The 14,045-nt window shown below is 61.8% G+C and carries 14 protein-coding genes; 8 read left to right on the top strand and 6 right to left on the bottom strand.

Annotation, left to right across the window (positions count from 1 at the left end; translation table 11 throughout):
* The first annotated feature begins 75 nt into the window (after nucleotides 1-75).
* The gene (locus Q3Y64_RS12265) at nucleotides 76-561 is read left to right on the top strand and encodes a PTS sugar transporter subunit IIA (RefSeq protein ID WP_101940955.1); all 486 of its coding nucleotides are present in this window, start codon (nucleotides 76-78) and stop codon (nucleotides 559-561) included.
* Entirely contained in the window at nucleotides 530-1,477 is a 948-nt protein-coding gene (gene hprK / locus Q3Y64_RS12260; RefSeq protein WP_101940956.1) for an HPr(Ser) kinase/phosphatase, read from the top strand. Before Q3Y64_RS12265 ends, hprK begins: the two co-directional genes overlap by 32 nt.
* A gap of 61 nt (nucleotides 1,478-1,538) precedes the next feature.
* Here hprK and Q3Y64_RS12255 read toward each other — a convergent pair whose 3' ends face one another.
* The gene (locus Q3Y64_RS12255) at nucleotides 1,539-2,798 is read right to left on the bottom strand and encodes a putative Na+/H+ antiporter (RefSeq protein WP_101940957.1); all 1,260 of its coding nucleotides are present in this window, start codon (nucleotides 2,796-2,798) and stop codon (nucleotides 1,539-1,541) included.
* A gap of 132 nt (nucleotides 2,799-2,930) precedes the next feature.
* Between Q3Y64_RS12255 and Q3Y64_RS12250 the strand changes: the two genes are divergently transcribed.
* Entirely contained in the window at nucleotides 2,931-3,932 is a 1,002-nt protein-coding gene (locus Q3Y64_RS12250; RefSeq protein WP_216821636.1) for a hypothetical protein, read from the top strand.
* A gap of 19 nt (nucleotides 3,933-3,951) precedes the next feature.
* Here Q3Y64_RS12250 and Q3Y64_RS12245 read toward each other — a convergent pair whose 3' ends face one another.
* Both Q3Y64_RS12245 and Q3Y64_RS12240 read right to left on the bottom strand, forming a co-directional pair.
* Entirely contained in the window at nucleotides 3,952-5,130 is a 1,179-nt protein-coding gene (locus Q3Y64_RS12245; protein ID WP_101940958.1) for an MFS transporter, read from the bottom strand.
* Between the two features lie 42 nt (nucleotides 5,131-5,172).
* Complete coding sequence (locus tag Q3Y64_RS12240; protein ID WP_101940959.1) at nucleotides 5,173-5,862, bottom strand: Crp/Fnr family transcriptional regulator; 690 nt, start codon at nucleotides 5,860-5,862, stop codon at nucleotides 5,173-5,175.
* Nucleotides 5,863-5,917: 55 nt separating this feature from the next.
* On the opposite strand from Q3Y64_RS12240, the gene earP reads away from it, so the two are divergent.
* Both earP and efp read left to right on the top strand, forming a co-directional pair.
* A complete protein-coding gene (gene earP, locus Q3Y64_RS12235; RefSeq protein WP_303562234.1) occupies nucleotides 5,918-7,099 on the top strand; it encodes an elongation factor P maturation arginine rhamnosyltransferase EarP in 1,182 nt (393 codons plus the stop codon).
* Between the two features lie 43 nt (nucleotides 7,100-7,142).
* On the top strand, nucleotides 7,143-7,700 hold the full coding sequence (gene efp, locus Q3Y64_RS12230) for an elongation factor P (RefSeq protein ID WP_101940961.1): 558 nt from the start codon (nucleotides 7,143-7,145) through the stop codon (nucleotides 7,698-7,700).
* An 83-nt stretch (nucleotides 7,701-7,783) separates the two neighbouring features.
* Here efp and Q3Y64_RS12225 read toward each other — a convergent pair whose 3' ends face one another.
* On the bottom strand, nucleotides 7,784-8,215 hold the full coding sequence (locus Q3Y64_RS12225; protein WP_101940962.1) for a hypothetical protein: 432 nt from the start codon (nucleotides 8,213-8,215) through the stop codon (nucleotides 7,784-7,786).
* 137 nt (nucleotides 8,216-8,352) lie between these two features.
* On the opposite strand from Q3Y64_RS12225, the gene Q3Y64_RS12220 reads away from it, so the two are divergent.
* Complete coding sequence (locus Q3Y64_RS12220; protein WP_101940963.1) at nucleotides 8,353-9,762, top strand: PLP-dependent aminotransferase family protein; 1,410 nt, start codon at nucleotides 8,353-8,355, stop codon at nucleotides 9,760-9,762.
* A 49-nt stretch (nucleotides 9,763-9,811) separates the two neighbouring features.
* Entirely contained in the window at nucleotides 9,812-11,119 is a 1,308-nt protein-coding gene (locus Q3Y64_RS12215) for a chloride channel protein (protein WP_303562228.1), read from the top strand.
* Here Q3Y64_RS12215 and Q3Y64_RS12210 read toward each other — a convergent pair.
* A complete protein-coding gene (locus Q3Y64_RS12210; protein WP_303562226.1) occupies nucleotides 11,103-12,542 on the bottom strand; it encodes a carbonic anhydrase in 1,440 nt (479 codons plus the stop codon). The two genes, Q3Y64_RS12215 and Q3Y64_RS12210, sit on opposite strands and share 17 nt — an antisense overlap.
* A gap of 118 nt (nucleotides 12,543-12,660) precedes the next feature.
* Between Q3Y64_RS12210 and mutY the strand changes: the two genes are divergently transcribed.
* Nucleotides 12,661-13,689 (top strand): A/G-specific adenine glycosylase, encoded by a 1,029-nt coding sequence (mutY, locus tag Q3Y64_RS12205; protein WP_303562223.1) that lies wholly within the window; start codon nucleotides 12,661-12,663, stop codon nucleotides 13,687-13,689.
* Here the strand turns inward: mutY and Q3Y64_RS12200 are convergent.
* On the bottom strand, nucleotides 13,686-13,898 hold the full coding sequence (locus tag Q3Y64_RS12200; RefSeq protein WP_216821637.1) for a ClpX C4-type zinc finger protein: 213 nt from the start codon (nucleotides 13,896-13,898) through the stop codon (nucleotides 13,686-13,688). The genes mutY and Q3Y64_RS12200 overlap by 4 nt on opposite strands.
* Nucleotides 13,899-14,045 lie beyond the last annotated feature (147 nt).

The raw sequence follows: 14,045 nt of genomic DNA, 5'->3' as shown, positions 1-14,045 counted from the left end.
TCTGCCTCAACCGCTCTGAAACCCAGAAAGCGGCGAGCTCCGGTCCGGAGACTCGCCGCTGTGCTGTAAAGACTCATGAACCTGATTTCGCAGATCCTTGACCCCGTGCGCATCCGTGTCGATGTAGCGGCCTCCGCGCGTGACGGCCTGTTCGCCGCCATTGGCGAGCTGTGCGAGCGCGACAGTGGCCTCGCGGCCCGCAAGCTGGTGGATGCACTGAACCAGCGCGAAAAGCTTGGTTCGACAGGGCTTGGGATGGGAATTGCGATTCCGCATCAGCGCATCAAAGGTCTCAAAGAGCCGCTGGGCGCTTTCCTGCGCACAGCTAGCCCGATCCCTTTTGATGCGCCGGATGGGTTGCCGGTCAGTCTGTTCTTCGTGATGCTGGCGCCGGAGCAGGCCAATGAGACCCACCTGCGTCTGCTCGCCGAACTCGCCCAGATGTTCAGTGACAAGGGGTTTCGTGACACCCTGCTGAGCGCACCAGATTCCGCCGCCATTGCGGCAGCCTTCCAGAACTGGAGCCTCCATGCGGCGAGCGAGCGTAGCTCAGCTGTTTGAAGTCAATCGCGCAGCCTTGCAGCTGCGCCATGTGGCCGGGCGTTTGGATTCCTTCCTGTCGGTGTCTGACAATCGGGTGTGGCCCGCTGATCTGGTTGGCCACCTCAACATGATTCACCCGAATCGTTTGCAGATCCTCGGTGAGGCTGAGTTCGCCTGGGCGCGCCGGCAGAGCCGGGATAAGCTCGATCTGCACATGATGGATCTTTTTGCCGCCACCCCGCCCGGCATGATCGTGGCAGATGACTGTGAAGTGCCCGAGCTCTTCCGCCGCGCCTGTGATGAGGCTGGGGTGCCAGTAATGGCTTCGCCGCTGGAGTCCGCCCGGATAATCGATGTACTGCGCGCCTATCTCTCGCGCAAGCTGGCCGAGCGGGTTTCACTGCATGGGGTGTTCATGGATGTGCTGGGGGTCGGGGTGCTGATCACCGGCGACTCGGGGGCCGGCAAGTCTGAACTGGCGCTGGAACTGATTTCGCGTGGCCACGGTCTGGTGGCTGATGATGTAGTCGAAATCTCGCGCGTAGCCGCCGGAGTGCTGGAAGGCCGTTGTCCGGACATGCTCAAGGACTTCCTCGAAGTACGTGGCCTGGGCATTCTCAATATCCGCACCATCTTTGGCGAAACGGCCTGCCGACGCAAGATGAAGCTCAAGCTCATCGCCCACTTGCAGCGCCGTACCGGGGCCCAGAACGAGCCCCTGCGCCTGGCGCTGGATGATGAAGACACGCAGGATGTTCTGGGGGTGCCGGTGCGCCGGGTTGTGCTGCCAGTGGCTGCGGGCCGCAACCTTTCTGTGCTGCTGGAAGCGGCCGTGCGCAACACCATCCTACAGTTGCGTGGGATCGATTCCACTCAGGAGTTCGTGCAGCGGCAGCGGGATGTGCTGGATCAGGATGATCCTTACGATCGTTGATTCCGCGTTGGCACATGTAAAAAAGCCCGCACATCAGCAGGCTTTTTTACGTGTGCTGCGCTCAAAGCAGGAATAGCGCCGCCATGGCGACCAGCGTGGGAGGCAATGCGGCCAGTAGAAGTGGCAGCGTGCCGATCGATTCGTCGGCAAAGTGGCCGCGCAGCAACGAAACGCCGGCCGGGTTCGGTGCATTGGCAATCACGGTCAAGCCGCCTCCAGCGACCGCCCCGGCAACCAGGGCGTATTTGAAGCCATCGCTGAGGCCTTCAACGAGTGAGCCCAGATAGGTCAGTGCTGCGTTGTCGGTAATCGCTGTCAGCGCGGTGGCGCCGAAAAATACCGCCTGTTCGCTCATGCTCATCAGGAGTGGGCTCAGCCACCATTCCTGCAAGCCTCCGAGCACCACCAGACCACCGAGGAAAAAAGCCACCAGCAAGGCTTCGGTCACCATCAATGGGCTCTGGTAGCGCTTGTAGGCATGCGTGAAGCCGATGAACGCCATTAACAGGCCGATGCAAACGATAGGGTAGTGGGCAAAGAAAACCGTGGCGGCCAAGAATGTTATATGAATAAGATTGACCGCTAACGGGGTCGTCGCTCCGCCGGCCATTTCGCGTTCAGGCAGGTTCATCAGCTCCTTACGGAACAGCCAGCAGACTGTAGCGGTATTGATCAGCACCGCAACGGCGGCCTTCCAGCCGAACATGCTAAGCATGAAGCCGGTGTCCCAGCCCCAAGCGCCCGCCACCATCAGCACAGGGGGGGCCGCGTAGGAGGTGAGCAGGCCACCGACAGAAATATTCACAAAGAGCACACCGATGGTGGCGTACTTGAAGCGCTCGCTCATTTCGCGCGCATAGAAGTTGTCGCGTAGCATCAAGGCGGCGACGGTCATTGCGGCGGGCTCGGTGATGAAAGAGCCTGCCAGCGGCAGCAGCCCCAGGCAGAGAATGTAGAGGGCCGTGTCGCGGGGAAGTGGCAAGCGTCTGGCCAGACTTCTGACTAGATGTGCTGCCATCTCCATGATCGGTCGGCTGGCTGCGATGACCATGATGACGAACACGAACAGGGGCTCGATGAAGCTGCGTGAAGAAACGTAAGTGGTAGCAGCAGTCTTGCCATCGAGGAAGAGCATCAGTACGAACAGCACCATCGCCCAGAAGCCGAAGACGACCTCGACTTCGCCCAGCAGGTGAAACAGTCCTCCGTGTTTGGGGTGCTGGTGAGCCAAGCGTTCAAACAGGCGGGTGGAGAATGTGTGAATCAGGGCCAGCGCAAAAAGGATCGCGGCGAGCAATTCGATGTTGGTTGGATGGAGCATGAGTGCGCTGAGTGAATAACAGAAGTGTTTGAAATATCGGGGCTTACTGGTTCGACTTGCATACTTCGGCGTGGTTCCCGTACTGACTTTTGCGATGGAGACCGTCCCTGCAGGCATATTGCAGCATTCGGAGTGTACGCTCAGAATCACTTCATTACTTCTGCCTTGAATGCCATGCGCAACCCTCGCCTCTGCTTCTTTCAAGTCCGTCTTGCGGCCCTCCTTCTGTTCTCTGCGGGTGCGCTGTCGGAAGCACAGGCGCAGCAAGTCATCGGCACGAACGTAAAGAGGAATGCTGATGCAGTGCTGACGCTGATGACCTTCACCATTACGCCGGACGTCACCACCAGCTCCCTGTCACTGAGCAGTGGCTCGACGGGTAATCCGAATTTGCAGATGTCCCAGTTGGGGGGCGGCTTCACGCTGAGCAAAGACGTGCCTGTTTATATGGAGGGGAACGCGGCCTACTCGCGCTTTGATCCGAAATTCCTTGTCAGCAACGGTACGGAAGAGCGAGAAGTTCCGACGAAATGGAATACCGCTTCGGTGACTGTAGGCCTTGGCTGGGACTTTAAGCTGATGCCGGAGCTCTCTCTGCGACCCATCTTCAATTACACCCAGGGCTATGTCAGTAGCGATGCTTCGCTTGCGGCGAGTTTCATCAATTACAGGACCGGCTCGGATATCGATTTTCTGAAAGGCGGCAAGATGAGCGCCTATGGCAATGGCGGTTCGCTGATGCTGGATTGGGAGAAATTCACGCCTGAGTACGACACGGATCTGGAGATTCGTTATACGAACGTCACTCTGCGCACCAAGAGCGATCTGGATGCGTCCATGAATGGCAGTGCCACCGCAGAAAGCCTGAATGTATGGAGCCGACTGCGGGTGCCGACCGGTTGGGTCGCGTTCGAACGGCCGGTTCGTTATGTTTATGAAGGCACCTACTCCGAATTTTTCGGTGATCAGGCCTATGCCTTGGGTTTCAAGCGTTTGTTCTCGCTCGGATTTGGTCTGGAATTGGATACCAGCGCGACCTGGTTGCCGCTGACTCAGCGCGCCCGCCTGGTGGCGCGTCATGTGTTTGGTGAAGGGGTGTCCGGCTGGTCTCTGGGTATGGCGATCAGCTTCTGATGCTTTGACCGCGCCCGCTTCAACTCCGGCGACTGAGGCGCCAGCCGCGGTCCGCTTGCCAGCTGGCAAAACCGGCGACCAGACCGACACCCAGAAAGACTGGCGTTGCACCGACCAGCCCGGAGACTGCGCCGTACAAGGAGGGTGCGGTCAGCCCCATGGTGTTCCCCATCATGGCGCGTAGGCCGGCACCTTCACCCGCTTTGTCAGCTGGCATCACCCGGTAGATCAGGCCCAGGATGGCGGGTTGACCAACGCCTGCGGACAGGCCGAAGCAGAAGCCGAGTGCGGCATGCAGCCAGACCTGATGCGCAAATGGCAGCAACACGAAGCTTGTCGCCGTGATGGCATAGGCTAGCGTCATCAAGCGCCATTCGACCATACGACGGGACAGCCAGGGCAGCAGCGCACGCGAGGAGAACGTGCCCACCGCAAAGCAGGACATGATCAGGCCGATGCTCGTGGCCGACAGGCCGCGCTCATGCCCCAGCACCGGTGTCATGAACGCGAAGCAGTCGTAGGCCATCGAAACCGCCATCGCCAGCAGGTAGATGCGTAGCAGGCGAGGATCCGAGAACACCATTTTTACCACGCTGCTGCCTTGCCCCTTGCCCTTGCGTGGCTGTGCTTCGCCTCCTGGTACTTTTACACAGAAGGACATGGCCAGGCTGGCCAGCACGATGGCAGCCATCGTGGCGTAGGCGGCCGCAAAGCCGCCGTGGTCGATCACGAAGCCGGCAATGGTCGGCCCGCCAACGGCGGCCACCGAATTTCCCATGCCCAGCCAGCCCAGCATGCCCACGCGCTCGCCCTCGTGCTGGAAAGGCATCAGGCTGACGGCAACGTTCGCGGCCAGCATGTAGCTGGCAAAACCGAAACCGCAAACCAGCGCGGCGCCGAGGACGGTGAACATGGAAGGTTGCAAGGCTGGCAGGGCCAGGCCAGCGATCATGATCAGCTGGCTGGTGCGCATCACCTTGCGAGCGCCGACCCGGTCTATCCATTTACCCATCGCAAGCGAGAGCAGGGCCGGCAGCAGGCTGTAGCCGCTGTAGGCAATGCCTGCGAGGGCTTCCGAGCCGCCATGCTTGAGCATGTAGAGCGATGCAGCGATCCGCCCGCCCCCCATCGTGATGTGGGCCAGCATCGAGACGGCAATGAGGGAAAAGAGCTGGATCTGGTTGCGGGTCAGCTGCATTGCAGCATTCTAGCGCCTTTGTCTGACAAGTTTCGGAGGCCGTCAGGCCTCATGGTCGCGCAGGCGGGCAAGGTTTGCGACGCGGATGGTCTTGCCATCCACCTCCACCAGCCCGTCGGCCGACAGGTTGTGAAGAATGCGCGAGAAGGTCTCGGGGGTGACCGAGAGACGCGAAGCCAGTACCTGTTTGCTGGTTGGCAGGTCGATTTCGACCGGGCCGGCGGCATCGTCTCCCGCCTCACGCAGCAGGTAGCCGATCAGGCGCTGGGTGGAGGAGCGCAGGGCATAGCCCTCTACATCCTTGACCAGCGAGTGCAGGCGCAGCGACAGGCCGGCCAGCATCTTGCGGGCAAACAGCTTGTCGCTGTCGATCAGGTCCTGCACCGGGTCGCGCGGCACGCCCAGTATCAGCGAGTCGGTCAGGGCTTCGGCAGTCACCGGGAACGGGCGGCCGAGGAACATCACAGCCTCGCCGAAGCTCATGTGGGCGGGGATGATTTCCAGCACTTTTTCGTTGCCGTTGGGCGCCGTCACCGCCAGCTTCATCTGACCATGTACCACCACATAGAAGCCGGTACAGGGCGAGTTCTGGCGGAACAGCACATCACCGCGCGCCAGGCGATGTTCAGTGACACTGGCGGCAATCCGGTCCAGCGCTTCGCCATCCACGGCGGCAAACATCGGCAGGCGGCCAAGCAGGCCGCGCACATCGGCTTTGAGCTGTTTTTCCATCTTGTTGTGACTTGCTGGGACAATGTGGGGACCCCGCATTCTGATCAATCCTGTCATGTCCGTCACGCGCTGCGACATCTTCTGCAAAGTCATCGATAACTATGGCGACATCGGTGTGTGCTGGCGCCTTGCCCGACAACTGGTGGCCGAGCATGGCCTGGCCGTGTGCTTGTGGGTCGATGATCTGGCAGTCTTTGCCCGGCTGGAAGGGGGCGTGGCGGTGGATGTCGCGGTGCAGGAGGTGGCTGGGGTGCGCATTTGCCGCTGGCGGGACGCTGTGCAGGCCGAAGCTGCTGATCTCGTGATCGAAGCTTTTGCTTGTGACCCACCCGAGGCTTACGTGCGGGCAATGGCGGCGCGCGCCCACCGGCCGGTCTGGATCAATCTCGAATACCTCACCGCGGAAGACTGGGCCGCCGGCAGCCATGCCTTGCCCTCGCCGCATCCACGCCTGCCCTTGGTCAAACACTTCTTCTTTCCGGGTTTTACGCCAGCAACTGGTGGTCTGATTCGCGAAAGCCGGCTGGTCGACACGCTGCACATATTTCAATCGAGTGCCTCGGCTCAGAACGCATTCTGGCAGCGCATCAGCGGCGCTTGCGTGGCAGATGAGGTCTTGAAGATCTCGATGTTTGCCTATGAAAACGCTGCGCTGCCGGGCCTGCTTGATGCTTGGGCAAACGGCGAGCGTGAAATCTTCTGCGCTGTCACTGCCGGGCGGCATCTGCCGCAGATTGAGGCCTGGCTTGCCGCTAAGGGCGTGGCCAACGGCGGTGATATGCCGGCTCGCGCCCACCGGCCGCTTCCGCAGGTGGGGCGCCTGCGCCTGGCTTTCCTGCCTTTCCTCTCCCAGCAGGATTACGACCTGCTGCTGGCCGCCTGTGATCTGAACTTCGTGCGCGGCGAAGATTCCTTTGTGCGTGCCCAGTGGGCCGCGCGGCCTCTGGTGTGGCACATCTATCAGCAGGAGGAGGGCGCCCATCTTCCCAAGCTGGCGGCTTTTCTCGCGCTTTACTGCAAGACTCTGGGGGAAATGGAAAGTCGTGCGCAGTGCAAATTCTGGCAGGCCTGGGAAGACGAGGAGGGGGCTGACGCCTGTTGGCCCGATCTGCTGGCCGAGCTGCCGGGCTTGCAGAAGCACGCACAGCGATGGACAAAAAATCTTGTTTCAGAGCCTGATCTGGCTTCCAAGCTGCTGATTTTCTGTAAAAACTTGCTAGAATGCCCGGCTTTGTAAACTTGTCAGGCGCACATCCGGGCGCCGCTTTAAGGTGTCCCCTATGAAAACCGCTCAAGAACTCCGCGTCGGCAACGTCGTGATGGTCGGCTCCGAGCCGCTGGTCGTGCAACGCGCTGAATACTCCAAGGGTGGCCGTAACGCCGCTCAAGTGAAGATGAAGTTCAAGAACCTGCTCACCGAAGCCGGCTCTGAATTCGTCTACAAGGCTGACGACAAGTTTGAAGTCGTTCAACTCGACCGCAAGGAAGTGACCTACTCCTACTTCGCCGAGCCGATGTACGTGTTCATGGACGATGAGTACAACCAGTACGACATCGAAGCCGACAACATGACCGACGCGCTGAAGTATCTGGAAGACGGTCTGAAGTGCGAAGTGGTGTTCTACAACGAGAAGGCCATCTCGGTTGAGCTGCCCACCTCCGTGGTCCGCGTGGTCGAGTACACCGAACCTGCTGTGAAGGGCGATACCTCCGGCAAGGTGATGAAGCCGGCTCGCCTGGCGACCGGTTTCGAACTGCCGGTACCGGCCTTTGTTGAAATCGGCGACAAGATCGAAATCGATACGCGTACCGATGAATACAAGAGCCGTGTGAAGTAAGTGCCGGGTGCTTCGCCAGAGATTCTGGCGAAATGAAAAAGGGACCTTCGTGGTCCCTTTTTGTTTTTCTGCGTTTCTTTTGTTCAGCGTTGCAACGGGCCGGCGGCCGGTGCACTCATGGCCAGGGTTTGCGCAACGGATGCTTCGCGAGCGATCAGACGCAGGCTGTGCGCGTCGTAGCGGTAATCGGCATCGTCGCCGCGCAGCCACAGTTCGTGACCGTTTGCCTGCAGCTTCATGGCTCGCACCTCACGCCGTTCGGCGCTGCGCAAAGCACCGATTTCGCCGACGGTGTTGCGCAGGTTCAGCACCCGCACGCTGCCATCGGCCTGCGCTACATAGAGCATCTGGCGACTGGCGTCGAAGCTTTGCAGCGTCGGAGCCGGGCTCGTGATGGCGCGCATTTTCTCGCCGGCCAGGCCCAGCAGGAGTGGGATGGCGATGACGCCAGCGCACAGTGCGAGGGTTTGCAGGCGTGAAAAACTGGAGGTGGCTGAGGTAGTTTGCGGCAACATGATGGCTCCCGGTTTTGTTGTCGTGCAGCAAGACAATAGCGGACAATTCTGTTTTCCGACCGGTACAATAATTCTGGCAATGCAACGCACTGTACCGGTCCAATCACCGGCACGGACATGGCCGGAGGAGCCGACACATGCTGCAAATCAGCCTTTCCCCCGAGAGCGGCGTACCGCTCGTAGATCAGATCGTGCACGCCATTCGTGGCCAGATCGAAGATCGCGTGTTGCGCCCGGGAGCACGCTTGGCGGCGATCCGCCAGTTCGCCGAAAACCATGAGGTGAGCCGCTTCACGGTGGTCGAGGCGTATGACCGGCTGGTGGCTCAGGGCTATGTCCAGTCGCGCCGTGGGTCCGGTTTTTACGTCGCTAATCGCAGCTTGCCAGCGAGTAATCCTCATCCCGCACCGATTGCCAGTGCGGCTGTGGATGCAGCCTGGTTGATGCGTCAGGCACTGGATGCGGGGGCCGAGGGCTTGCGCGCGAGTGCCGGCTGGCTGCCACGCAGCTGGCTGGATGAGGAGGGCTTGCGGCGCCAGTTACGTGCCATGCTGCGCGACGAGGGCAGCAATTTGGGCGACTACGGCTGCCCGCAGGGCTACCTGCCGCTGCGCCAGCATCTGCCCTTCAAGCTGGCCGAACTGGGTATCGCGGTGCAGCCGGCGCAGATTGTGCTGACGCATGGTGCCACGCAAGCGCTGGATATGGCGGTGCACCACTTCGTCCGGCGCGGTGACGCGGTGCTGGTGGATGATCCAGGCTATTTCTCGCTTTTCGGCCTGTTGCGCCTGCATGGTGCGCGCCTGATCGGTGTGCCGTGGACGCCCGAGGGACCGGATGCGGCCGAGCTTGAGCGCCTGGCCGCCGAACACAAACCGAAGGTGTATTTCACCCAGTCGGTGTTGCATAACCCGACCGGTGCCTGTCTCTCGCCAGCTAATGCCTATCGCATCCTGCAGTGCGCGGCGCGCCACGATTTCCATATCGTCGAAGACGATACTTACTGTGATCTGCATCCGGGCATTACGACGCGCCTGGCGGCACTCGATCACCTGGATCGGGTGGTCTACATCAGCAGCTTCTCCAAGACCCTGTCCGGCAATCTGCGGGTGGGGTTTGTGGCGGCCCGTCCGGACATCACCGAGGCCCTCACCAACATCAAGGTGCTGACCTCGCTGGCCACCCCTGAAGCGGCCGAGGATATGGTGTATCGGATGTTGACCGAGGGGCACTACCGAAAATATGTGGAGCGTTTGCGCAACCGTCTCGGTGAGGCCAGTGCGCGCACCCTGCGCCTGGCCGACAAGGTGGGGCTCACGCCCTTCATCGCGCCGCAAGGCGGGGTCTTCATCTGGACGAGGATTCCCGGCGTGGACGATGCCGTAGCGCTGGCCGCACGCGCTGCGCAGCAGGGCATCATTCTCGCGCCCGGTACCCTGTTCCGCCCGCAAGGCCAGGCATCTCCGTGGTTGCGCCTGAACGTGGCTTATGGCGGTGATGTGCGCCTGGAGCGTTTTCTGGGTGAGGCGCTGGATGCGCAAGGCTGAAGGCACGTCGCTTGCATGAGTTCGTTGCTGTTTAGACGAGGAGAGGCATGTGCGATTTGAAGCACTGATGGCGAAGTTGCCACGCAGTTGGCGGATTCCGCTGCGGGCCGGGCGCTGGCAGGGGCGGGGGCTGTTCGGTGCGCTGGCCCTGCTGGCTGCGTGCGGGGTGATCCTGCTGGCGGTGCTGGCGGATTGGGCGGCCTTGATGCACCTGCGGCTGATGGCGATGTCGCCCTGGCTGGCCCTGCTGTGGATGCCGGCCGGTTTTGCGTTGAGCAGCTGGCTGAGCCTGCGGATTTTTGCCGGTACGCAGGGGAGTGGGGTTCCACAGACGGTCGCCGCTGCCCTCGATCATGGGGTGCGCATGCCAGGCTTTCGTGCCGCACTCGGCAAACTCCTGCTGACGCCGTTGGCCATGTTGTGGGGCGCGGCAGCCGGGCGTGAAGGGCCAAGTATCTTTCTGGGGGCTGCGATCATGCAGGGGGGCGCGCGCTGGTCCTACCTGCGTCACGCTGCGAGCCCGCGCCAGTTGCTGGTGGCTGGTGGTGCGATCGGGGTCGCCGCGGCTTTCAACACGCCATTGGCGGGCATCATGTTTGCGATCGAGGAACTCAGCCGCAAGCGCAGCTTCAATGCCAATGCCACCACCCTGATGGCTGTCGTACTGGCAGGTCTGGCTTCAACTGCACTGCTTGGCAACTACCTGTATTTCGGCCGCAGTGCGGCCACTCTGGCTGTGTTCAGCGAACTCGATGCGCTCTTGCTGTGCGGTGTATTGGGTGGGCTGGCTGGCGGCCTCTTTTCGCGTGCCGCGATCAACGTCGAACGCCTTCTGCCGGCGCGCCTGCGCAGCTTGCGGGTCGGGCGGCCGATGTACTTTGCCTCGGCCTGCGGGCTTTGCGCCGCTTTATTAGGATTGGCCAGTGGCGGGCTGACATGGGGAACCGGCTATGAGGAGGCGCGACAGGCCGTGACCAGCGCCGCCAGTATGCCCTTGTACTACAGTCCGCTGAAGATGCTGTCTCTGCTGATCACTTTCGCCTCTTCCATTCCGGCCGGCATTTTTGCGCCTTCGCTGGCCATCGGCGCCGGTTTATCCGGTTTCGTAGAGTTTCTCTGCCCCGGCAGCACGCTTGGGGCGCTGGCCTTGCTGTGCATGGCTGCCTATCTGGGAGGGCTGACTCAGGCCCCGATCACCTCCTTCGTGGTGGTGCTGGAGATGAGCAGCAATCAGCAATTGATGATCCCGCTGATTTTGGCCGCCACCCTTGGCCATGTCGCCGCACGGGCAAGTGGCGCCGAGCCGGTGTTCTACGGTCTGGCGCGGCGCCTTCCATTGCCTAGCGGCTCTCCTTGATTACGCGTCCCTTCTGGGCTTGGAGCGGGCGGGCGTTGTTGCTATAGAAGCGGCTGAAGATTTCGATCTGCTCGCGCGATAGGCTCATCGGTTGCTTGAGCACCAGCCACAGCACGCCTTCGGTGCACGGCGGGGTGGTGAGTGAGCCCATGTAGCTGTAGTAATCGAGCCTGGCGGGCAGCAGTTCGCTCATGCGGATGGAGGCTTTTGGCGTGTATTCCTCGTTCTTCTCCAGCGGCAGATTGTTCCACAGGGTCTGGATCAGAGGGTTGGCTGCGCCTTCCTCGATCAGTACCGCGACGACCGCCAGGCGCCCCTCCAGATCCTTATGCACCAGATGCGCCACCATCGCGAAGGAGCGTCCGCCGACGCGCTCTTCGGACGGCCGATGAAAGTGGAATTGCTGCAGCTCGTAGTTGCGCCCCATGACCGTGAGCATGGAGCCGGATCCGTAATTGACCTGGATCGTGTGGCCGTTATCGACGATGCGGAAATATGAGGGCTTGTAGTCGAAGAGCAGCTCCTCCTGATCGACGCGGATGCCGTCGCGGATGTCGATCGGGGATTGCCGGCTGCCGCGGCTACATGTGCTGTTGGCCGGATTCAGCGAGGCCCAGAATTCAGGGCCGGTCTCGCCTTCGTAACTCCAGTGGGCGTGTGGGTTGTGAGCTACCGGAGCCGCCGCGACCTCATGGCTGGCCGGGGCTTTGGGGGCTTTCGGTGCGACCGGCCGGGGCATGTATTGCGGCGGTGCCGCGCGATACACCGGCGGAGTGGGAGCTTCCTGGCTGGCGGCTTTGGGTTCCGGGTTCAGCGGCGGCTTGGCGGAGATTTCTCCATGAGCGGCTGTGGAGCCCGGAGCGGCTGGCTTTGCGCTGGCGGCGGGGGATTCGTCCTTGACGAGCCGGAGCTCGGCCCGGCGAAAGGGACGCTCGCTGCCCTCCGTACTGCCGGCCGCGGCGGCACGCCGACCGGCCTCATCGGCGATTTCCTGCAGGCTGCGTTTGTTGGCCGGGCTGGTTTTCTTCGCTGTTTCAGCGGCAGGAGGCGGGCAGATTTCGTTCAGGAAGCGCTCATCGACGGTGCCCGGGCGAACGACGCTGGGGCTGCTGGCATCAACGTTTTCCTCGCGTAGTACGCGGTCATCTGCCGACAGATAGACGCGTTTGACGAGGGTGAAGCTGCGCGTGCGGCAGTCGTAACGGTTCAGTGCACGCAGGGTCTTGTAGCCGGCTTTGTCGGCCTGAGTCTCGGTGAGCACGATGCGCCCCCAAGCTACTCGTGAGCCACCGTCGGACTCCATTACGCTGCCTCGATCAATCTCGATGCTGCGCAGCTTGTCTTTGGCTACCACTAGCCAGTCGGCCGCCTGCAGTGGCAGGCAACATACGGCACAGAGCAGCCCAGCAGAAAATTTGCCCATGATCACACCCGGAATATGCGGAAACTTCCTTGCTTAGCGGCACAGCGGGGGGCTGCCTTGAGCGGAGTGCGATACTTCTGGGCCCGGACGGTCGTCAGCGATGCTAGGCTCCGGCCCCATGAGTGACTTTGCTACCCGCCTGATGGCCTGGCAGCGCCAACATGGCCGCCACGACCTGCCCTGGCAGAACACACGCGATCCCTACCGTGTCTGGCTGTCTGAAATCATGTTGCAGCAGACCCAGGTGGATACGGTGATCCCGTACTACCTGCGTTTTCTGGTGCGTTTTCCGGATGTTGCTGCGCTGGCGACAGCCCCGCTCGACGAGGTACTCGCGCTGTGGGCCGGGCTGGGCTACTACGCCCGGGCGCGCAACCTGCATCGGGCCGCACAGGCCGTGATGAGTGAGCATGGTGGGCGCTTCCCGGCCACCGCAGCGCTACTCACCAGCCTGCCTGGGATCGGCCGTTCGACTGCTGCGGCGATAGCCTCCTTCTGCTACGGCGAGCGGGTGGCGATTCTCGATGGCAATGTGAAGCGCGTGCTGTGCCGGCATTTCGGCATCAGTGGTTTCCCCGGCGAGCGGGCGGTGGAGCAGCAACTGTGGGCTTTGGCGGAATCCTTGCTGCCGGAGACCGGGCTCGAAATCTATCCGCAGGCCCAGATGGATCTGGGTGCAACGCTGTGCACGCGCAGCCGGCCGCGCTGTGAAGCTTGCCCTTTGAGTGAATCCTGTCATGCCCGTGCGCATGGCTTGACTGCCAGTCTGCCGGTGCCGCGGCCCAAGAAAGCGCAGCCTCAGCGCAGTGCCGAGCTGCTGTTGATCGAGGCTGAAGGCACTGTTTTGCTTGAGCAGCGGCCGCTGCAGGGGATCTGGGGAGGGCTCTTCAGCCTGCCCGAAATGATCGAGGGCGAAACACCGGCGCAGGCCGCGCTACGCTATCTGGGTCAGGCGCCTCAGAACTGGGAGGCTCTGCCGCCGGTGCAGCATGTGTTTACCCATTTCCGTCTGCAAATCCAGCCCTGGCGGACTTGCCTCGCTCGCGTGCCGCCTGGCGTGGCGCAGGCGGCCTTGCGCTGGGTGTCGCGTGAGGCGTTGGCGCAGTTGGGGCTCCCGGCACCGATCCGCAAGCTACTGGAGGCTTAGCTGCGGGTTGAGATCAGGCGCGCGGCACGCGTGACGCACAGGTCGCAGATATAGACCGAGTTGGGCCCCGGCACCAGCATGCCTACGGCAGACTGCGGCTTGCCGCAGAAGGAGCAGCAGACATCCTCGGGCTCGCGCTCGCGCAGCTGGTTGATGGCTTCGTTCAGTTCCAGCATGGTTTGGCTGAAATCCATCGTTGAATCGCTCATGGCATCTCTCCCGGAAAGATTCTCCGGTCCATTTTAGGGGCAGGTGAGTGCTGAGTGTCGATCGCTTCCCCTTCGGCGTACAAGGGAATCCGTCACGCTTTACGCCAGCGTCGGACGAGGGGCGGATATCCGCTATGAATGGTAGGC

Source organism: Uliginosibacterium sp. 31-12, from assembly GCF_030548425.1.
GTDB classification, from domain to species: Bacteria; Pseudomonadota; Gammaproteobacteria; order Burkholderiales; family Rhodocyclaceae; genus Uliginosibacterium; species Uliginosibacterium aquaticum.
Note: the sequence above shows the minus strand (reverse complement) of the source record. Positions and strands in the feature narration are given on the sequence as shown.